The sequence below is a fragment of the Pseudomonas sp. BCRC 81390 genome (genome assembly GCF_030341915.1).
Taxonomy (GTDB): Bacteria; Pseudomonadota; Gammaproteobacteria; order Pseudomonadales; family Pseudomonadaceae; genus Aquipseudomonas.
Window position 1 is genome coordinate 24,771 of the sequence record NZ_JATAAG010000019.1, and the last position, 20,274, is coordinate 45,044.

Annotated in this window: 18 protein-coding genes; 10 read left to right on the top strand and 8 right to left on the bottom strand. The window is 65.4% G+C overall.

Features of this window, described 5'->3' with window-relative positions:
* The first annotated feature begins 115 nt into the window (after positions 1-115).
* Both nosP and QSV36_RS08975 read left to right on the top strand, forming a co-directional pair.
* Positions 116-1,279 carry a nitric oxide-sensing protein NosP gene (gene nosP / locus QSV36_RS08970; RefSeq protein ID WP_289131243.1) on the top strand — a complete coding sequence of 388 codons (1,164 nt, stop codon included), beginning with the start codon at positions 116-118 and terminating at the stop codon, positions 1,277-1,279.
* Positions 1,209-3,158, top strand: a complete 1,950-nt coding sequence (locus tag QSV36_RS08975; RefSeq protein WP_502945651.1) for a PAS domain-containing hybrid sensor histidine kinase/response regulator — start codon at positions 1,209-1,211, stop codon at positions 3,156-3,158. The genes nosP and QSV36_RS08975 overlap by 71 nt, the downstream gene beginning before the upstream one ends.
* 5 nt (positions 3,159-3,163) lie before the next feature.
* Here the strand turns inward: QSV36_RS08975 and QSV36_RS08980 are convergent, their stop codons facing one another.
* The 6 genes from QSV36_RS08980 to QSV36_RS09005 form a co-directional block, all read right to left on the bottom strand.
* Positions 3,164-3,829 (bottom strand): response regulator transcription factor, encoded by a 666-nt coding sequence (locus QSV36_RS08980; RefSeq protein WP_289131245.1) that lies wholly within the window; start codon positions 3,827-3,829, stop codon positions 3,164-3,166.
* Between the two features lie 56 nt (positions 3,830-3,885).
* On the bottom strand, positions 3,886-4,446 hold the full coding sequence (locus QSV36_RS08985; protein ID WP_289131246.1) for a PQQ-dependent catabolism-associated CXXCW motif protein: 561 nt from the start codon (positions 4,444-4,446) through the stop codon (positions 3,886-3,888).
* Positions 4,447-4,734: 288 nt separating this feature from the next.
* A complete protein-coding gene (locus QSV36_RS08990; protein WP_289131247.1) occupies positions 4,735-5,526 on the bottom strand; it encodes a lanthanide ABC transporter permease protein PedC in 792 nt (263 codons plus the stop codon).
* Positions 5,523-6,263: a lanthanide ABC transporter ATP-binding protein PedB/LutE gene (locus QSV36_RS08995; protein WP_289131248.1), complete on the bottom strand. Its 741-nt coding sequence runs from the start codon at positions 6,261-6,263 to the stop codon at positions 5,523-5,525. Before QSV36_RS08995 ends, QSV36_RS08990 begins: the two co-directional genes overlap by 4 nt.
* The gene (locus QSV36_RS09000) at positions 6,260-7,249 is read right to left on the bottom strand and encodes a YVTN family beta-propeller repeat protein (protein ID WP_289131249.1); all 990 of its coding nucleotides are present in this window, start codon (positions 7,247-7,249) and stop codon (positions 6,260-6,262) included. Before QSV36_RS09000 ends, QSV36_RS08995 begins: the two co-directional genes overlap by 4 nt.
* A gap of 32 nt (positions 7,250-7,281) precedes the next feature.
* Entirely contained in the window at positions 7,282-8,475 is a 1,194-nt protein-coding gene (locus QSV36_RS09005; protein WP_289131250.1) for a lanthanide ABC transporter ABC transporter substrate-binding protein PedA1, read from the bottom strand.
* 157 nt (positions 8,476-8,632) lie between these two features.
* Here QSV36_RS09005 and QSV36_RS09010 point away from each other — a divergent pair, with 157 nt between their 5' ends.
* The gene (locus tag QSV36_RS09010) at positions 8,633-9,910 is read left to right on the top strand and encodes a HAMP domain-containing sensor histidine kinase (protein ID WP_289131251.1); all 1,278 of its coding nucleotides are present in this window, start codon (positions 8,633-8,635) and stop codon (positions 9,908-9,910) included.
* On the top strand, positions 9,907-10,545 hold the full coding sequence (locus tag QSV36_RS09015; RefSeq protein ID WP_225778167.1) for a response regulator: 639 nt from the start codon (positions 9,907-9,909) through the stop codon (positions 10,543-10,545). The genes QSV36_RS09010 and QSV36_RS09015 overlap by 4 nt, the downstream gene beginning before the upstream one ends.
* A gap of 45 nt (positions 10,546-10,590) precedes the next feature.
* Here QSV36_RS09015 and QSV36_RS09020 read toward each other — a convergent pair whose 3' ends face one another.
* Together QSV36_RS09020 and exaA are read right to left on the bottom strand one after the other, a co-directional pair.
* Complete coding sequence (locus QSV36_RS09020) at positions 10,591-11,250, bottom strand: pentapeptide repeat-containing protein (protein ID WP_289131252.1); 660 nt, start codon at positions 11,248-11,250, stop codon at positions 10,591-10,593.
* A 77-nt stretch (positions 11,251-11,327) separates the two neighbouring features.
* Positions 11,328-13,208: a quinoprotein ethanol dehydrogenase gene (exaA, locus tag QSV36_RS09025; RefSeq protein WP_289131253.1), complete on the bottom strand. Its 1,881-nt coding sequence runs from the start codon at positions 13,206-13,208 to the stop codon at positions 11,328-11,330.
* Between the two features lie 253 nt (positions 13,209-13,461).
* Between exaA and pedF the strand changes: the two genes are divergently transcribed.
* From pedF to exaC, 6 genes are all read left to right on the top strand, one after another.
* Complete coding sequence (gene pedF, locus QSV36_RS09030) at positions 13,462-13,923, top strand: cytochrome c-550 PedF (RefSeq protein WP_289131254.1); 462 nt, start codon at positions 13,462-13,464, stop codon at positions 13,921-13,923.
* A gap of 5 nt (positions 13,924-13,928) precedes the next feature.
* Positions 13,929-14,804 carry a substrate-binding periplasmic protein gene (locus tag QSV36_RS09035; RefSeq protein WP_289131255.1) on the top strand — a complete coding sequence of 292 codons (876 nt, stop codon included), beginning with the start codon at positions 13,929-13,931 and terminating at the stop codon, positions 14,802-14,804.
* Between the two features lie 67 nt (positions 14,805-14,871).
* Positions 14,872-15,633 (top strand): quinoprotein dehydrogenase-associated SoxYZ-like carrier, encoded by a 762-nt coding sequence (locus QSV36_RS09040; protein WP_289131256.1) that lies wholly within the window; start codon positions 14,872-14,874, stop codon positions 15,631-15,633.
* A 41-nt stretch (positions 15,634-15,674) separates the two neighbouring features.
* Positions 15,675-16,607, top strand: a complete 933-nt coding sequence (locus tag QSV36_RS09045) for a quinoprotein relay system zinc metallohydrolase 1 (RefSeq protein WP_289131257.1) — start codon at positions 15,675-15,677, stop codon at positions 16,605-16,607.
* Between the two features lie 162 nt (positions 16,608-16,769).
* Complete coding sequence (pedH, locus tag QSV36_RS09050) at positions 16,770-18,554, top strand: PQQ-dependent alcohol dehydrogenase PedH (protein ID WP_289131258.1); 1,785 nt, start codon at positions 16,770-16,772, stop codon at positions 18,552-18,554.
* Between the two features lie 161 nt (positions 18,555-18,715).
* On the top strand, positions 18,716-20,236 hold the full coding sequence (exaC, locus tag QSV36_RS09055) for an acetaldehyde dehydrogenase ExaC (protein WP_289131259.1): 1,521 nt from the start codon (positions 18,716-18,718) through the stop codon (positions 20,234-20,236).
* The last annotated feature ends 38 nt before the right edge of the window (positions 20,237-20,274 follow it).

A 20,274-nucleotide genomic window follows, 5' to 3' on the forward strand; every position in this document is an offset into this window, starting at 1 on the left:
CGTCAGGGAGCGCTATTACAACCATGGAACCGCCCACCTGCTACCCAAGTAGCATTCGTCGCCAATGGTCGCCTTCGTACACTCTCTGCTCAGCCAACCCGCGCCGGAGACCAGGATGCAGCAGGCTCACAACGACGGTGTGGTCAGCGCCATGTCCCAGGCAACCGACGCCCGGCTGGCGGCCGAGGAGCTGGCGGCGCAGCTGCTGCACCCGCACCTGGGCTTCGTGCTGTTCTTCTGCTCCGCCGAATACGACCTGCAGGTGCTGGCCGAGGCCCTGGAGCAGGGCTTTGGCGGTATCCGCCTGGTTGGTTGCACCAGCGCCGGCGAAATCACCCCGCTGGGCTATGGCCGCAACTGCATCACCGCGGTCGGGTTCGACCATCGGCATTTCTCCATCGCCACCGGGCTGATCGACGAGATGGAGCACTTCAGCCTGATCGATGCCCAGCAAATGGTCGAGCGCCTGGTCGGTACCTGCCGCAGCAACACCTTGGCACCGATCAAGGGCCACAGCTTTGCCCTGACCCTGCTCGACGGCCTGTCCAGCCGGGAGGAGATGGTGCTCGCGGCGCTCAGTGCCGCCCTGGGCGATATTCCGCATTTTGGCGGTTCGGCCGGTGACGACAACTACCTGACCCGCACCCACGTGTACTTCGGCGGCGCGTTCCATAATGGCGCGGCGGTGATGGTGCTGGTCAATACCTGGCTCGACTTCGAGGTGTTTACCACCCACCACATCCTGCCGCGGCAGGACAAGCTGGTGGTCACCGGTGCCGACAGTGCCTTGCGCCGGGTCTATGAACTGAATGCCGAGCCGGCAGCCGAGGAGTACGCCCGGCACATCGGCGTGCCGGTGGCCGAGCTCGACCACCAGGTCTTCGCCGCCCACCCGCTGGCCGTGCGCATCCATGACCAGTACTACGTGCGCGCGATCCAGCAAGTGCACCCGGACCAGAGCCTGAGCTTCTACTGTGCGGTGGAGAACGGCATCGTGCTCACCGCTATGACCCCCGGGCCGTTGTTGCCCAACCTGCAGCAGCTGTTCGACGGCTTGCAGCAGCGTCTCGGCCCACTGTTGCTGACCATCGGTTGCGATTGCTTTCTGCGGCGGCTGGAACTGGAAGGCCAGCACGGCCTGGAGCCGATCGGCGCATTCCTGCGCGAGCAGCGGGTGATCGGCTTCAACACCTACGGAGAACAGTTCAATGGCATGCACATCAACCAGACCTTCACCGGCGTCGCCATTGCCCGCAACCGGCCTCCCGTCAATCGCTGAACTGCAGCTGGAAATCACCCGGCTGCAGCATGAAAACCATAAGCTGCAGCGGATCAACGGCGCGCTGATCGAGCGCGTCGAGTCCGGCGTGACGCGTGGCAACGACCCTTACGCGGCGTTCCAGCACTCGGTGGTGCTGGCCGAGCAGGTGCGCGAACGCACCGATGCCCTGAACCAGGCAATGGCCGAGCTCAAGGCCGTCAACCGCCTGCTCAGCGAAGCGCGGCAGCGGGCCGAGACTGCCCACCAGCACCAGATCCGCCTGATTACCGACAATGTCCCGGCGCTGATCGCCTACCTCAACGCCGACCTGGTCTACGAATTCACCAACAAGGTCTACGAAGAATGGTACTGCTGGCCACCCGGCGTGATGCTCGGCCTGAGCCTGCGCGAGGCCCACAGCGAACAGCATTACCAGCGCCTGGAAGCTTATGTGGTACGCGCGCTGGCCGGCGAGAGCGTCACGTTCGAGTTCGCTGAAACCAACAGCAGCGGGCAGGAACGCTACATGCTGCGTTCCTACGTGCCGAACCGCCTGGCCAATGGCGAAGTGGCCGGCATCTTCGTCCTGATCCGCGATATCACCGAGCGGCGCAATACGGCACAAGCGCTGCACCAGGCCTATCAGCACCTCGAGCAACGGGTACGTGAGCGCACGGCCGAACTGACCAGCCTCAACGAGCAACTGCTGCGCGAGATCGAGGAGCGCAGCCGCGCCGAAGCGCGCCTGCGCGAGGCCAAGCGCGAGGCAGAACAGGCCAACCTGTCGAAGACCAAGTTCCTCGCCGCAGTCAGCCATGACCTGCTGCAACCGTTGAATGCGGCGCGGCTGTTCACCAGTGCGCTGCTCGAAAGCCGCGAGCCACAGGACAGCACGCAGCTGGTACGCAATGTCAGCAATTCGCTGGAGGATGTGGAGAACCTGCTGGGCACCCTGGTGGATATTTCCAAGCTCGATGCCGGGGTGATCAAGGCCGACGTCGCACCCTTCGCCCTTGGCGAACTGATGGACAACCTTGCCGCCGAGTACGCCCAGGTGGCCCGCAGCGAAGGGCTGGCGCTGCACTTCGTGAGCTGTTCGGCCGTGGTGCGCAGTGATATCCAGTTGCTGGCGCGGATCCTGCGCAACCTGCTCAGCAATGCCATTCGCTACACCCCCCGAGGGCGGGTGGTGCTGGGCTGCCGGCGCCTGCGCGGCGGCCTGCGCATCGAAGTGTGGGACAGCGGCATCGGCATTGCCGAAGAGCACCTGGAAGAAATGTTCCAAGAGTTCCGCCGCGGCGATGTGCAGCGCCCGCAACAGGACCGTGGCCTGGGCCTGGGCCTGGCGATCGTGGAAAAGATCGCCGGGATCCTTGGCCATCGTATTCGGGTGCGTTCCTGGCTGGGCAAAGGCTCGGTGTTCGCGGTGGAGGTGCCACTGAGCACTGCCGCGCCCAAGGCCCAGCCAAGCCTGGCGATCAGCGAACCGATGCTGGAACGCCTGCGGGGCGCGCGGGTGTGGGTGCTGGATAACGATGCCGCGATTTGCGCCGGCATGCGCACGCTGCTGGAGGGCTGGGGCTGCCGGGTGGTGACCGCATTGTCGGAGGAAGACCTGGCGCGCCAGGTGGACAACTACCATGCCGATGCCGACCTGCTGATTGCCGACTACCACCTCGACAACGACTGCAATGGTGTCGATGCGGTGGCGCGGATCAACGCCCGCCGCACCCAGCCGCTACCGGCCCTGATGATCACCGCCAACTACAGCAACGAGCTCAAGCAGCAGATCCGCGAGTTGGGCCACACGCTGATGCACAAGCCGGTGCGGCCGATGAAGCTGAAAACGGCGATGAGCCACCTGCTTGCCAGCAGCCAGCCATCGCTTGGCGCGTAGCCGGTTCAGCGGCGCAGGTAATCACCGAAGTCGATATCGCCGGCGCTGAGGATGGCCTGCACCCGGTTGTGCACGTTGAGTTTGCGCAGGATCGCCGAAACGTGGGCCTTGACCGTGGTCTCGGCGATATCCAGAGTGTAGGCGATCTGTTTGTTCGACTCGCCCTTGGTCATGCGCTCGAGCACCAGCAATTGCTTGCGGGTCAGCGCCTGGAGCATTTCCGGCGGGAAGCTCGGGGTATCGTTCAGGCGCCGGCTGGTGCTGCTTTTCTGGGCGCGGATGATATCCGGCGGCAGGTAGACATTGCCGTTGAGGATCTGCTCGATGGCGTCGATCATCTGTGAACGTGGCGAGGACTTGGTGATGAACCCCACCGCCCCGTAGGTGATGGCCTGCAGCACGATCTGCTTTTCCTGCTCGGCCGAGACGATCACCACCGGTGTGGTGGGGGCCTCGTTGCGCAGGGTGATCAGGCCGTTGAGACCGTGCATGCCAGGCATGTTCAGGTCGAGCAGGATCAGGTCGAGGTCATCGTGTTCGCGGGTCAGCGTCAGGGCACTGTCCAGGTCGGCAGTTTCCATGACTTCGCTGCCCTGGAACCCGTCGCTGATGACATTGTGGATGGCTTCGCGAAACAGCGGGTGATCGTCGGCAATCAGAATTTTGTACATGGCCTTTTCACCTCGTTTTTATGGGATGGAGCGGGGCACGCATTCGGCAAGCGAATTCAGGGAAAGGGTTCCGGTTGCGCGGGGGCAAGTGGCAGATTGGCCTGCTGCCAGGCGTCCAGGCCGTCGCGATACCAGTACAGGTTGTCATAGCCCAGGGCCTTCGCGCGTTTTACCGCGTTCCAGCTCAGCCAGCAATCCGAGCGGCAGTAAAACACCAGCGGCTGTTGCCTGCGCCCGGCGGTGGCCTGTTGCAGGTGGCGGGCGAAGTAGCCTTGCCAGGCCGCGCTCAGCTCGCCGTCGCCGGTGTTGGCCAGCCAGCGGCTGCCGGGAATGTTGCTGTGCGGTTCGTCTTCGATGAAGCGGCCTTGCAGCCATTGGCGCCGATAGACGTCGATCAGGACCGGGGCGGGGGTCTGCTTCAGCAGGCCTTGCAGCGCGTCGGTGTCGATGACCTGGGCGCCGTCGACCTGCTGCGGGGTCGGGCTGCGGTAGACGCTGGTGCGATAACCGTCGGCGGAAAACAACGGTTGCGTGCCGGCCTGGGCGATGCCCAGCGACAGACTCAGCGAAAAGGCCACCAGCAAGGGGCGTGGCAGCCGGGGCAGGGCACGTGGCATGGGGGTTATCCTTTTTGTTATAGGCCCATTACATGCCAGTGGCGGTGCATTGTGAATGCGACGATCAGACAGCAAAGGCAGAACTAAAGTAGTAGATGGCCTGGCGCGTTGACGGTTGCGCGATTCCCGGATGGATGCACAACCCGTGTAGGAGCGGCCTCGTGTCGCGATCGGGCTGCAGCGCAGCCCCACGATTGCAGCTGCGCCGCAGATACCACCGGGGCTGCGCTGCAGCCCGATCGCGGCACAAGGCCGCTCCTACAAAAGCGCGTTCCCATGCGGGGTAGATCAGCGTGGCTTGCGCAGTGCCGCGTGCTGGGGGTTGAAGGTAAGGATCGCCAGCAGGGTGAACAACGCGGTCAAGCCCAGGCATACCGCCAGTGCCAGCAGGTTCAGCCGCTCGTACAGGGCAAAGCGCACCAGTTCCACCGCATGGGTGAACGGGTTGATTGCACACAGCCAGTACAACCACTGGCTGGCCTCCTGCATCTTCCACAGCGGGTACAGTGCCGATGACAGGAAGAACAGTGGAAATATCACGAAATTCATCACCCCGGCAAAGTTCTCCAGTTGCCGGATCGCGTTCGACAGCAGCAACCCCAGGGCGCTGAGCATCAATGCCACCAGCAATAGCGCCGGTAGCGCCAGCAGCAAGCCGGCGGCTGGTGGTTGCACACCGTATAGCCAGGCAATGGCCAGGAAGGCGTACACCTGCAGCAGGGAGATCAACGAGGTCGCCAACAGCTTGCTGCCCAGCAGGAACGGGCGTGGCAACGGGCTGGTCAGCAGCACGCGCATGCTGCCCATCTCGCGGTCATAGACCATCGACAGCGAACCCTGCATGCCGTTGAACAACAGGATCATGCAGGCCAGGCCGGGGATGATGTACACCTCGTAGGGGATATAGGTGTCGTAGGGTTCGATGATGGCGATGCCCAGGGCCGCGCGAAACCCGGCGGCGAACACCAGCAGCCACAGCAGCGGGCGCACCAGGGCGCTGAGAAAGCGCGTGCGCTGCAAGACGAAACGCAGGCATTCGCGCAGCAGAATGCCGTTGAAGCATTGCCAGTAGGCGTTCATTGGGCTTTCACTCCTGAAGGCGCGCTGGTCAGGCGGGCGAAGGCGTGGTCAAGGTCGCCGCCGTGCGCCTGGCTCAGGGCGGCGGCCGTGCCGCTGGCCACCAGGCGCCCCTGATGCAGGATCAGCAGGTCATCGCTGGGTTGGACTTCGTCCAGCAGGTGGGTGGTCCACAACACGCTCAGGCGTTGTTCGCGGCATAGCAGCCGCAGGTGCTGGTTGAGCGCCAGGCGGCTGGCCGGGTCGAGGCCGACGCTGGCTTCGTCGAGCAACAGCAGGCGCGGTTCATGCAGCAGCGCGCGGGCAATCTCGACCCGGCGTCGATGGCCGATGTTCAATGCCCGGACTGGCTCGCGGCGGCGCTCGTCGAGGCCCTGGCGGGCCAGTTCGGCGTCCACCCGCAGGTTGGCCTGGCGCCGCGACAGGCCATGCAGCGAGGCGTGGTAGCGCAGGTTCTGCTCGACGCTGAGGTCCAGGTCCAGGGTGCTTTGCTGGAACACCACACCCAGTTGGCGCAAGGCTGGGCGTGCGGCACTACGCAGGGAACAGCCGCACACGCGGATGTCGCCCTGCTGCAGGTCGTAGAGCCGCGTGAGCAGGGCGATCAAAGTCGACTTGCCGGCGCCGTTGGGGCCCAGTAGTGCAGCGAAGCGCCCGGGCGCCAGGCTGAACGCGACCTGCCGGAGTGCCTGGCGCTGGCCGTAGGCAAAGCTCACGTCACTGACTTCCAGCGTATTCATGGTGTCACCACTACGCCCCAGGGGTAGCGGCCGACCTTCACCGACTTGAGCACCTTGAGGTTTTGCGCATCGATCACCGACACGTCACCGCTGACGCCGTTGGTGGCCAACAGCTGGCTCTGGTCCGGGGTGAACGCCAGTTGCCATACCCGCCGCCCTACCAGCAGGTAGTCGAGCACCTCGAAGGTCTTGGCATCGACCACCGCCACATGGTTGGCGGGGCCCAGGGCGACGAAGGCGTACTTGCCATCGGCGCTGAGCTTGATCCCCACCGGCTGGACCTTGTCCGGGTGCACGCCCTTGATCTGGAAGTTCAGGGTTTTCAGCACCTGGCGCGTGGCTACGTCGAGAATGGTCACGGTGCCGCCGATTTCCGCCGAGGCCCACAGCCGCGTGCCGTCCTGGCTGAACTCGACAAAGCGTGGCCGCTGGTCGACCGGGGTGCTTTCGGCCAGGGTCTGGGTGCTGGTGTCGATCCAGTGCAGCATGTTGGTGGTTTCGCTGGTATTGACCGCCCACTTGCCATCCGGGCTTACCGCCATGCCTTCAGGCTCGATGCCGACATCGATCTGCCCGAGTACCTTGTCGGTCTGGGTGTCGATCACGGTTACCAGCGCGTCGTCCTCGTTGGACACGTACAACCAGCGGTCGTTGGGGTGCAGGGCGAACTGCTCGGGGTCCTTGCCGGAGGGCAGTTCCTTGATGATCTTGCGGGTGGCCACGTCCATCACCTGGACCCGGTCCGAGTCGCTGGCGCAGATGTACAGCAGCTTGTGGTCGTGGGACAGCAGCAGGCCGCGCGGGCGCTGGCCTACCGGCAGGGTCTCGGTGACTTCCAGGGTTTGCAGGTCGATCAGGCTGAGGCTGTTGTCCTTCTCGTTGGACACCCAGGCGGTGGCGGCCATGGCCTGGCCGCTGGCGAGCGCCAGGGCGCCCGACAGCAGGCTGGGGTAAAGCAGGGCCCGGTGGAACAGGCGGCGAGGCATGGCGGAATCCTTTTTTTGTTGTGGTTATCGGCTCAGGGGTAGCGACAGCTGACCTCGGGCTTGTCGTAGCCCAGGCTGTCCATTTCGTTGAACGGGTGCAGGAACCCTTCCTGCGGCGAAGTGCTGACCAGCGCCCGCGGCTGCACCAGCGGGATCGGCTGGCGCAGCTCGCCGTTCCACGGGCGATAGCTGAGCTTGCGGCCCTTGAAGCCATCCAGCGGCAACTGCTCGCTGAGCAGCAACTGCTGCACGGCGTGCGGTTCGGCCTGGCGCGATTTGCTGACTGCGCTGGCGACACTGCGCACGGCCATCCAGGCGGCGAAGTCGCGGTCGTTCATCCAGCGCCCGGCCTGGGCCTCAAAACGCTTTTGCAGCTGCGCCGCGCCGAAGGTTTCCACAGTCTTGTGCCAGCCGGTCGGGGTCAGGCCCTGGGTTCCGGCGACCGGGCGTGGGTACCAGGTCTGGTAGGGCAGGTACTCGCCGAAGTCGCCGCGCTCGTCGGCCACCAGCACCACATCGTATTCGGCAGTTTGCGTGAACAGCGGCATGTCGGCCTGGGCGCTGCGGCGCTGGTCGTTGTCGAAGGTCCAGGGCTTTTCCGCCACCAGCTGCAGGCCGAAGCGCTTCGCGGCACGCCGCAGGGCAGCGGCGTAGGCGCGGTCGTCATCGGTCTGGCCGACGATCAGCAGCGCCCGCTGCCATTTACGCAGCACCAGGAATTGCGCCAGGGCATCGGCCAGCATGGCGCGGCCGGGCAGGCTGTGCAGCACATTGCCCAGGCACTGGCTGCTGCGCAGGCTGTCGTCCGGGCTGCCGGCGTTGAACAGCAGGCTGTCGGGCAATGCGGCAGACAAGGCCCGCAGGCTGGCAGCGGGGGCATTGACCACGAACAGCCGCAGGCCTTGTTCATGCTGGGCCTTGGCGGCCTGCAGCAGGGCTTCGGGGCTGTCGACGCCGGCCTCGATCAGGTGGAATTGCTGCTGCAGGAAGCGGCCGCTGCTGTTGCTGTCGACAATCGCCAGCCTGGCGCCTTGCAGCCCGGCATCGCTGGGCTCGGGGATGACGTTGGACAGCAGCGGGCCTGGGTCGGGGCGATAGCCCAGGTAACCGATGCGCACCTGCAAGGGCTCGGCAGCCTGGCCCCCGGCGGCAGACGCCAGGGCCGCGGACAGGGTGGCGGCGATGGCCAGCAGGCAGGTCAGGGCAAGGTGGGCAGGCTGGCGCATAGAGCGACTCCACGGCAGATGGCGCCAGCATAGGAAGCCCGCCACGGCGGGGAAATATGCAGAAAGTAGCGCCCGGCCGGTACCAAGGTAGTAATTCGCCACGCAGGCCCCGGTCTTACGATGGACCGCAATCTCGCCACACTGAGGAAAACCGCGCATGCGCCTGCTTGACCTGTCGGCCCTGTGGCGGATCAACCTTTGCGTCACGTTGTTTTTCCTGCTGGTGATGCTGGCCTGTGCCGGGGTGCTGTTGCACCAGGCGGTGGCCGATGTCGAGCGCGAGTTGCAATCGGCCGAAGCGGTGGTGGCGTACCTCGGCGATACCGCCGAGCGCGACCCCGCGCGCCTGCAGCCACGGTTGACGCAAAGCCTGCGCCACGTGCGGGTGCATTGGCTGGCGGCAGGTGAAGCGGTGCCGCTGCCGCAGGAACGCGGCCTCGATGCCTGGCTAAGGCGCCACCTGCTCGGCGAGCGCCACCACGCTACCCGGTTGCTGCAGCTGAGTGATGGCCGCCGGGTAGCGATTGCCGTGGATGCGCGGGATGAAATCGACGAAGTCCGCGACTCGCTGCAACAGTTGGCGGGCCTGTGCGGCCTGGCGCTGACGCTGAGCTTGCTGACCATCCGCTGGGCCGTGCGCCGTGGCATGGGCTTGCTGGACGAATTGCTGCAGGCCCTGCGCCAGGTCTCCGGCGGGCAATTGAGCGCACGCCTGCGCGAAGCCGGCCTGCCGGAGGCACGCCAGCTGGCCAGGCATTTCAACCACATGACCGCATCGCTGGAACAGGCCCGCGCCGACAACGCCCAACTGACCCAGGCGCTGCTGGCCGTGCAGGAGCGGGAGCGCACCCAGCTGGCGCAAACCCTGCACGACGACCTTGGGCAATACCTGGCAGGTATCCGTGCCCAGCTGTGCCTGCTGCGCATGGTGGCCGACCAGCCGGCCGCGGTGGCGCAGACCACCCGTACCCTGGAACTCGATTGCCAGCGCCTGCAGCAGGGCTTTCGCGCGTTGGTGCATGACCTGTATCCGCTGGCGCTGCAGCACATGCCGCTGGCTGAGGCCTTTGCCCTGCTGGTGAGCCAGTGGCAGGCAAGCCAAGGCATCGATTGTCGCCTGCGGATCGGCGCGCGCCTGCCAGCACTGCCTGGGACCAGCCGCACGCACCTGTATCGCTTGTTACAGGAGGCGTTGACCAACGTCGCCCGCCACGCGGCGGCCAGCCAGGTGCGGGTGCGCCTGCAACGCAGCGCCAGGGGCTTGCGCCTGCTGGTTCGCGATAACGGTTGTGGGGCACCGCAACCGCTGCGCCCCGGGGTCGGCCTGCACTCGATGGCCGAGCGCGCCCGCAGCCTGGGTGGTGAACTGCGCATTCTCAGCCGCCCGGGCGCCGGCTGGGCGCTGGCCCTGAACATTCCCATGGAGGTGCAATGAATATCGTGTTGGTCGATGACCACGCCGTGGTCCGCCAGGGTTATGCCAGCTTGTTGCGGGCGGTGCTGCCGACGGTGCAGGTGCGCGAGGCGGCCAGCGGCGAGGAGGCGCTGGCGCGGGTGCAGGAGCAAGTGCCCAACCTGGTGATCATGGACTTCGGCCTGCCCGGTATCAGCGGCCTGGAAACCACCCGACGCCTGCGCCAGCGCTTGCCGCAACTGCGCGTGCTGTTCTTCAGCATGCACGATGAACTGCCGCTGGTGCGCCAGGCGCTGGACGCGGGGGCAGCGGGGTACCTGACCAAGAACTCGGCGCCCGAGGTGCTGATCGAGGCGGTGCAGCGGGTATTGGCCGGGCAGGCCTATATCGAGCAACCGCTGGCCACCCAGCTGGCCTGCACCGCGCATCAGCGGGCCAGCGACCCACGCCTGCAGTGCATGACCCAACGTGAGCTGGAGATCTTCGTGATGCTGGCCAAGGGCACGCCGGTGCGGGCGATTGCCGAGCAGTTGTGCATCAGTGCCAAGACCGTGTCCAACCACCTGACCTTGCTCAAGAGCAAGCTGCAGGTCAGCTCGCATGCCGAGCTGGTGCACCTGGGGATCGACCTGGGGGTGGTGCGGGTGGCGGGGTAGGGGTCGGCCTCACAGGCGCTGAACAGGTCATGCCGGCCCCTTCGCTCAATTGCCCCAGGTTTCGGGGCAGCCCTTGCACCCCTGCAGGTTGGCATCCTGGAAATTCCCATAATGCTGCCGCGCCCCACGCAGGTCGGCGCCTGCCAGGTTGCTCTGGCCGAACTTGGCCTCCTGCAGGTTGGCATCGCCCAGGTCCGCCCCCTGCAAATCGGCCTTGCTCAGCCAGGCCATCTCCAGGTCCGCCGCCCGCAGGTTGGCCTGGTGCATCTTCGCCCCGGACAACCTGGCGAATTCCAGGTAGGCCGCGCCGAGGTCGGCCCTCGCGAACTGCGCGCCTTGGGCAAACAGGCCCCAGCCCTGGATCGCCACCAGCTTGCTGTCGCTCAGGTCGGCCAGGCGCAGGTTGCTCTGCTGCAGGCTGGCGCGGGTCAGGTTGGCGCCCTGCAGGCGAGCCTGTTCCAGGTTGGCCAGGTCCAGCCGGGCATGGCGCAGGTCGGCACCGCGCAGGTCGGCGCCGGCCAGGTTCATCTTGCGCAGGTCCTGATTGGCCAGGTTGGCGCCACGCAGGTTGGCCCCGGGGCATTGGCTGGCTTCGGCGATGACACAGCCGTTGATGGTCAGGGGTCTATCGTTGTCATCGTCGTCGGTCGTTGCGGCCAGGGCCGGGGACAGCAGCAACAGCAAGGCAAAGGGCAGGTAATTCATGGCGGAGTTCCTGTCGGAAGGAGAGACAAGCGCGAAGGGGCCGCAAAGCAGCCCCAGTGAAGCGTTACTTCAGGCGGTCAACGTTGTGCGGTCTGCTTGTCCCAGCTGGGGATCTTGAACACCCAGAACGAGCCGCCCTGGGCCACCGGCTTGGTCAGCTCGGCCATGTCGCCACCCCACAGCGGCACCGCGCCGCCGTAGCCCACGGTCACGCCGATGTACTGCTCGCCGTCCTGTTCCCAGGTGATTGGCGGCGAGACGATGCCGCTGCCGGTCTGGAACTTCCACAGCTCCTTGCCGGTCTTGGCGTCGAAGGCCTTGAAGAAGCCGTCACCGGTACCGGTGAACACCAGGTTGCCCTTGGTCGCCAGCACCCCGGCCCACAGTGGCAGCGGTTCCTTGTGCTCCCACACCAGCTTGCCGGTGCTCGGGTCCATGGCACGCAGGGTGCCGACGTGGTCGTCATACATGCGCTTGATGCGGAAGCCCATGCCCAGGTAGGCAGAGCCTTTCTTGTAGTCCACTTCCTCGGTCCAGTACTCCTCTTTCCACTGGTTGCCGGGGATATAGAACAGCCCGGTATCCTGGCTGTAGGCCATGGGGTTCCAGTTCTTGCCACCGAGGAACGGCGGCGAGACTTCCACCGGCTTGCCTTTGCTTTCCCCCGGCAGCGGCTTGGGCGGGCGCTGGCCGGGGTTTTCCACCGGGCGCCCGGTGTTCAGGTCGATATGGCTGGCCCAGGTGATGTTGTCGACGAAGGGGAAGGCGTTCTGCAGCTTGCCGTTGCTGCGGTCGACCACATAGAAGAAGCCGTTGCGGTCGGCATGGCCGGTGGCCTTGACCAGCTTGCCGTCCTTGTTCTTGTAGTCGAACAGCACCAGCTCGTTGTTGCCGGAAAAGTCCCAGGCATCGTTGGGGGTGTGCTGGTAGAACCATTTCACCTCACCGGTGCTCGGGTCGACGCCAACCTGGCCAGAGGTGTACAGGCTGTCGTAGTCGTGCGGGTTGCCGTCCTTCGCGGTGCGTGCCCAGGTATTCCATGGGCCCGGGTTGCCAGCACCGACGATGATGGTGTTGCTCTCGGGGTCGAAACTGGCGCTTTGCCAAGGGGCGCCGCCGCCGTGGCTCCAGGCTTCGACCTTGCCGGTTTCGGTAGTCGGGTCATCCGGCCAGGACGGTGCCTTGACGTTGCCGGTGGGGGTACTGTCCTTGCCGTTCAGGCGGCCCATATGGCCTTCGACGAACGGCCGCATCCACACTTCCTCGCCGGTGTCCGGGTCGCGGGCGAACAGCTGGCCGACCACGCCGAACTCGTCACCCGAGCTGCCGTGGATCAGCAACACCTTGCCGCTGGTCTTGTCCTTGATCAGCACCGGGGCCCCGGTCATGGTGTAGCCGGCGCCGTGGTCGCCGAACTTCTTGTTCCACAACACTTTGCCGGTGCGCTTGTCGAGGGCGATCACCCGCGCGTCGAGGGTGCCGAAGTAGATCTTGTCGCCGTAGATCGCCGCGCCGCGGTTGACCACGTCACAGCACGGGCGGATGTTCTCCGGCAGGCGGTGGTTGTAGGTCCACAGGCGCTTGCCGGTTCGCGCATCGAGGGCGAACACCCGCGAATAGGACCCGGTAACGTAGACCACGCCGTCGCTGACGATGGCCTGGGACTCCTGGCCGCGTTGCTTCTCGTCGCCGAAGGAGAAGGACCACGCCGGGGTCAGCTTGAACACGTTCTGGTCATTGACCTGGGCCAGCGGGCTCCAGCGCTGGGCGTTGGTGCCCATGCCGTACTGCAGCACGTCCTGGGTGGTGAGGTGATCGTTGGCGATGTCTTCCCAGGTGACGTTATTGCTGGCAGGCGCCGCCGTGGCCACCGTGCCCAGGGCCAGGCTGCCGGCCAGCAGCACGGCCCGCAGGCTCAGGCACAACGGGGAAAGGGCAGGTAGCGTTGTTGTTGTCATGGTTGCAGTTCCCTGTGGAGTTTTGGCCTGCACAGGGTGAGCTGGGGCAGTTGTCGCGGGATACGGAAAACTTCCCGCGCTGGCCGGGAAAAGTTCCCGTACAGCACCTCTTTTGGCCCTTCGCCACAGGCCCTACTACCAAGGGAGTAAGGCCCGGCCACCAAAGCAGGATACGGCGCTGTACGGGCTGTTCCTAAGATGGCGGCACGGCCTCTGTGGTTGAGGCCCTGCGTGCAAAGGTGAGGGCATAACAATGACAACACAACGAAACGTCTTGCTTGCTGCAGGCCTGCTGGCCGGCGCTGTGCTGACCGGTACGGTCTGGGCCCATGGCAATGTGGTGCCCCAGGCTGTGGAAACCCAGGGCCTGACCCCGGTCAAGGATGCCGGTGTCGCCGTGGACGGCGACGGCTGGGCAGCGGTCAACCCGTATCGCGAGTCTCCCGAGCACGACAAGGCCGTGGAAATTGGCGCCTCGGCCTACAACCAGAACTGCGCCGCCTGCCATGGCCTGGAAGCCAAGTCTGGCGGTATCGCCCCGGACCTGCGCATGCTCGATGCCGGTGAGGCTGGCGACGAGTGGTTCGTCGAGCGGGTACGTCACGGCGCGGTTCGCGACGGCCGGGTGTACATGCCGAAGATGGCCGACTACCTGAGCCAGGAAGCCCTGTGGGCGGTACGCACCTACCTGGACAGCGTGCACGTCGAGGAGTGACGGCCATGCGCCTGTTGGCGGTGCTGTTGACTGGCCTGCTGCTGTGGTGCGCGGCAGCCCAGGCGCAGGTACGCAACTACGACGCGATCATCGCCGCCGGTGAATTGAAGGTGGCGGTGTACCAGGATTTTGCTCCCTACAGTTTCGAGGACCACGGCCAGCCGCGCGGGGTCGACGTGGAGCTGGCGCAGGCCCTGGCCGGTGCGCTGGGGGTACACCTGCAACTGATCTGGGCGCCGCCCGGGGAAAAGCTTGACGACGACCTGCGCGACTATATCTGGCGCGGCAGCCCGCTGCGCAACCAGCAGCTCGCCGACCTGATGATGCGGGTACCTTACGATCACGCCTACGCGCAGCGGCGCAACGACGTCGGCGAACTGGAAAACGCCCAGGTGGCGATGTTCGGCCCCTATCAGCAGGAGCGCTGGCAGGTGGCCTACGATCGCCGTCGCCTGGCCTCGGTGGCCAGTGTCGCGGTGTTCCAGCAGCACCCCATCGGGGTCGAGGTGGACAGCGTGCCGTCGTTCTATCTGACCTCGGTGTTCAACGGCATGCTCAGTGCCAAGACCCACCATTACCCCAACGTGCAGCAGGCCTTCGGCGCCATGCAGGCTGGCCAGGTAGACGCGGTGATGGCCATGCGCGGCGAGGTCGACTGGCAATTGCACCAGGCCGCCGACCCGCAACTGGCCCTGGCGGAAAACGCCTACCCGAACCTTGGCAAGCAGGCCTGGGACATCGGCATGGCGGTGCACGAGAGCAACCGGCAGCTGGCCTACGCGGTGGAAGAGGCGCTCGAGGCGCTGATCCGCGATGGGCGGATGAAAGCGATCTATGCCAGTTACGGCCTGCGCTACGAGGTGCCGGAGATGTATCAGTAGTGCACATGCCCGCTCCCGCAGGGGCGGCACTGGTGCAATGGATAATGGTGCCATCAAGGAGCGGGCCATGAACTGGCGAGCGACTTTCCTGCTGGCCTGCTGGCTGCCCTGGGCAGCCCAGGGCAGCGAACCGAATGCCACGTCGGACCCGGTGCCGTCGGTGATGTGGGACTTCTACCACAAGCAGCTGCTGGGCCAGGCAGCGTTCGTCTTCGATGATCGGGTCAAGCTGCTGGCACCCCCCTTTGCCGAGGACGCACGCCAGGTGCCGCTGGAGATCGACGCGCGAGCCTTCAGCGGCGAGGTAGTACGGATCCTGGCCTGGGCCGAGCTCAACCCGCTGCCGCGCATTGTCGACTTCGAGCCCGGCGAGCGCGTATTGCCCTGGTTGTCGATCCGCATCCGTATCGAACAGGCCACGCCGCTGCGCGCCGCGGTGCTGACTCGTGACGGCCTGTGGCACGTCGGCTCGACCCTGATCGATGCCGCTGGCGGCGGTTGTACCGCGCCCAGCGTGGTCCGCACCCAGCCCGGCTGGGAGGAGCACCTGGGCGAAGTGCTGGGTGGGCGCTACCCGCGCGGCGACAGCAGCCGCTTGCGCCTGCAGGTGGCCCACCCGATGGACAATGGCCTGGTCAGCGGCATTCCGGAATTCTTCCTCAACCATGCCGAGCTGCAAGGTGCGGACGGCCAGCGCCTGGCCAGCCTCGTGCTGTATCCGGCAGTCAGCGAAAACCCCAACCTGGGCTTCGACATCCTCGGTTCCGGGCCGACCCGGCTGCTGCTGCAGGACAACAGCGGCAACCAGTTCGAGGCTGCGCTGCCTTGAGCGCGTTGCCCGGCTTCACTTACCGACCCGAGGCGCCCGTCATGCGTTGGATCCTGCTTCTGCTGCTGTGTCTGGGCCTGCCGGCCCAGGCTGACCTGGCCTACCGCCTCGAACCTCGGCAGATCGCCGAGGGCACTTGGCTGCTGGAGGGCAGCACCGCCAATTTCGCCAAGGACAACGGCGGCAACATCGTCAACACCGCCTTCATTGTCACTGACAGCGGGGTGGTGGTGATCGACAGTGGGCCGTCCAAGCGCTACGGCGAAGCGCTGCGCCAGGCGATTGCCGCCACCACCGACAAACCGGTGGTCGAAGTGTTGTTGACCCACCATCACCCTGACCATGTGCTGGGCAACCAGGCCTTTGCCGATGTGCCGATCGGCGCCCTGGCCGGCACCGGCGAGCTGCTGCGCCAGCAGGGCGAGGCCATGGCCGAGAACATGTATCGCCTGGTCGGCGACTGGATGCGCGGCACCGAGGTGGTGCTGCCGACCCGGGTGCTGGAGCCAGGGATGCATGAAGTGGGCGGGCACCGCCTGCGGCTGCTGGCGCTGGGCGGGCATACCGGTGCCGACCTGGCGATTCTGGATGAAACGACCGGCGTGCTGTTTGCCGGCGACCTGGTGTTCTACCAACGGGCGCTGACCACGCCCAACAGCCCGGGGCTGGAGGTCTGGTTGAAAGACCTGGATACCCTGCAGGCGCTGCCCTGGAAACAGTTGGTACCTGGCCATGGCCCGGTGGCCAGCGATGCCCGGCCGTTTGCCCAGATGCGTGACTACCTGGGCTGGCTGGATGGCCTGATGCGTGTCGGCGCGGCGCGTGGCGATGACATGGCCGAGATGATCCGCAGCCCGATCCCGGAGCGCTTTGCCGGTATCAGCCTGACCCGTTACGAGTTGATCCGCAGCGTCAGCCACCTGTATCCGCGCTATGAGCGCCAACAGTTGCGGCGCATCGACGCCAAGCACTGACGGCGCTTCAAGGGGCGCGCGGGCCGTGGCGGCCAGCCCCCATACCAAGGAACTAGAAAACTCCGCACTGCGGGCAATTGTTGGCAAGCAGGCAGCGACCAAGAATTCCCGGCACACCGGGAAATTTTCCCGGGCACAACAAAAAAACCAAAGGTAGCCGTCATGACCCGATCCCCACGTCGTCCCGTGTTCGCCGTGAGCCTGGTGCTCAGCGCCATGCTGCTTGCCAGCGCGGCCCACGCTGCTGTCAGCAACGAAGAAATCCTCCAGGACCCGAAGAACCCGCAGCAGATCGTCACCAACGGCCTGGGTGTGCAGGGCCAGCGCTACAGCCCGCTGGACCTGCTCAACAGCAACAACGTCAAGGACCTGCGGCCGGTCTGGGCGTTCTCCTTCGGCGGTGAGAAGCAGCGTGGCCAGCAGGCCCAGCCGCTGGTCAAGGACGGGGTGATGTACCTGACCGGTTCCTATTCGCGGGTGTTCGCCGTGGACGCCCGTACCGGCAAGAAACTGTGGCAATACGATGCGCGCCTGCCTGATGACATCCGCCCGTGCTGCGACGTGATCAACCGGGGCGTGGCGCTGTACGGGGACCTGGTGTTCTTCGGCACCTTGGATGCCAAGCTGGTGGCCCTGAACAAGGACACTGGCAAGGTGGTGTGGAGCAAGAAAGTGGCCGACCACAAGGAAGGCTACTCCATCAGCGCCGCGCCAATGATCGTCAACGGCAAGCTGATCACCGGGGTGGCCGGTGGCGAGTTCGGCGTGGTGGGCAAGATCCAGGCCTACAACCCGGAAAACGGCGAACTGCTGTGGATGCGCCCGACCGTGGAAGGGCACATGGGCTACGTGTACAAGGACGGCAAGGCGATCGAGAACGGCATTTCCGGCGGCGAGGCGGGCAAGACCTGGCCCGGCGACCTGTGGAAGACCGGCGGTGCAGCACCTTGGCTGGGCGGCTACTACGACCCGGAAACCAATCTGATCCTGTTCGGTACCGGCAACCCGGCACCGTGGAACTCGCACCTGCGCCCGGGCGACAACCTGTACTCCTCGTCGCGCCTGGCCCTGAACCCGGACGATGGCACCATCAAGTGGCACTTCCAGAGCACGCCGCATGACGGCTGGGACTTCGACGGCGTCAACGAGCTGATCTCGTTCAACTACAAGGCCGGCGGCAAAGAAATCAAGGCGGCCGCCACTGCCGACCGCAACGGCTTCTTCTATGTGCTGGACCGCACCAACGGCAAGTTCATCCGCGGTTTCCCGTTTGTCGACAAGATCACCTGGGCCAGCGGCCTGGACAAGGATGGCCGGCCGATCTACAACGAGGCCAGCCGCCCAGGGGCACCGGGCAGCGAAGCCAAGGGTAGCTCGGTGTTCGTCGCCCCGGCCTTCCTCGGCGCCAAGAACTGGATGCCGATGGCCTACAACAAGGACACCGGGCTGTTCTATGTGCCGTCCAACGAGTGGGGCATGGATATCTGGAACGAAGGCATTGCCTACAAGAAGGGCGCGGCGTTCCTCGGTGCCGGCTTCACCATCAAGCCGCTCAACGAAGACTACATTGGCGTCCTGCGTGCCATCGACCCGGTCAGCGGCAAGGAAGTGTGGCGCCACAAGAACTACGCACCGCTGTGGGGCGGGGTGCTGACCACCAAGGGCAACCTGGTGTTCACCGGCACGCCGGAAGGCTACCTGCAGGCGTTCAATGCCAAGACCGGTGACAAGGTCTGGGAGTTCCAGACCGGTTCCGGCGTGCTCGGTTCGCCGATCACCTGGGAGATGGACGGCGAGCAGTACGTTTCGGTGGTTTCCGGCTGGGGTGGCGCGGTGCCGCTGTGGGGCGGCGAAGTGGCCAAGCGGGTCAAGGACTTCAACCAGGGCGGCATGCTCTGGACCTTCAAATTGCCCAAGCAGCTGCAAACCGCCAGCGCCAAGCGCTGACGCCATGGCTTGCCGCTTGCCGCCAGCCAACCGGCGGCAAGCGGCCCTACTACCAAATGACGAGAGCCCCGCTGCCAACGATGCATTCGCCCGGCAGGCGGGGCTTCTTACCATCGGTTCATCGCCTGTCGCCGGACAGGCATCGACCACAGAGGCTCAGCATGATCTACGCACAACCCGGAACCCCTGGCGCCATCGTGTCCTTCAAGCCACGCTACGGCAACTTCATCAATGGTGAGTTCGTGGCGCCGCTGGGTGGCCAGTACTTCACCAACAGCTCGCCGGTCAATGGCCAGCCGATTGCCGAGTTCCCGCGCTCTGGCGCCGAGGACATCGAGCGTGCCCTGGACGCCGCCCATGCCGCTGCCGACGCCTGGGGCAAGACCTCGGTGCAGGACCGGGCCCTGGTGCTGCTGAAGATTGCCGACCGTATCGAACAGCATCTGGAAGTGCTGGCCGTTACCGAAACCTGGGACAACGGCAAGGCGGTACGCGAAACCCTCAATGCCGACGTGCCGCTGGCAGCCGACCACTTCCGCTATTTCGCCGGCTGCATCCGCGCCCAGGAAGGTGGTGCTGCGGAAATCAACGAAGGCACCGTGGCCTACCACATGCATGAGCCGCTGGGCGTGGTCGGGCAGATCATCCCGTGGAACTTCCCGCTGCTGATGGCTGCCTGGAAACTCGCCCCGGCCCTGGCCGCCGGCAACTGCGTGGTACTCAAGCCGGCGGAGCAGACGCCGCTGTCGATCACCGTGTTTGCCGAGCTGATCGCCGACCTGCTGCCTGCCGGCGTACTGAACATCGTCCAGGGCTTTGGCCGTGAAGCCGGCGAGGCCCTGGCCACCAGCAAGCGCATCGCCAAGATCGCCTTCACCGGTTCCACCCCGGTGGGCTCGCACATCATGAAATGTGCCGCCGAGAACATCATCCCGTCTACCGTCGAGCTGGGTGGCAAGTCGCCGAACATCTTCTTCGAAGACATCATGCAGGCCGAGCCGGCGTTCATCGAGAAGGCTGCCGAAGGCCTGGTGCTGGCGTTCTTCAACCAGGGCGAAGTGTGCACCTGCCCGTCACGGGCGTTGATCCAGGAATCGATCTACGAGCCGTTCATGGCCGAAGTGATGAAGAAGATCGCCAGGATCACCCGGGGCAACCCGCTGGACACCACGACCATGGTCGGTGCCCAGGCTTCGGAGCAGCAGTTCGACAAGATCCTTTCCTACCTGGAGATTGCCCGGGAGGAGGGCGCCCAGCTGCTCACCGGTGGTGCTGCCGAGCGGCTCGACGGCGACCTGGCCAGCGGTTACTACATCCAGCCGACCCTGCTCAAGGGGCACAACAAGATGCGTGTGTTCCAGGAGGAGATCTTCGGCCCGGTGGTGGGCGTGACCACCTTCAAGGACGAAGCCGAAGCCTTGGCGATCGCCAACGACAGCGAGTTCGGCCTGGGTGCCGGCCTGTGGACCCGCGACATCAACCGTGCCTACCGCATGGGCCGTGGGATCAAGGCCGGGCGGGTATGGACCAACTGCTATCACTTGTACCCGGCGCATGCCGCGTTCGGTGGCTACAAGAAGTCTGGTGTGGGCCGTGAAACCCACAAGATGATGCTCGACCACTACCAGCAGACCAAGAACCTGCTGGTGAGCTACGACATCAATCCGCTGGGCTTCTTCTAACATCTGCTCGGTTGACGCGGTCGACTGTAGGAGCGGCC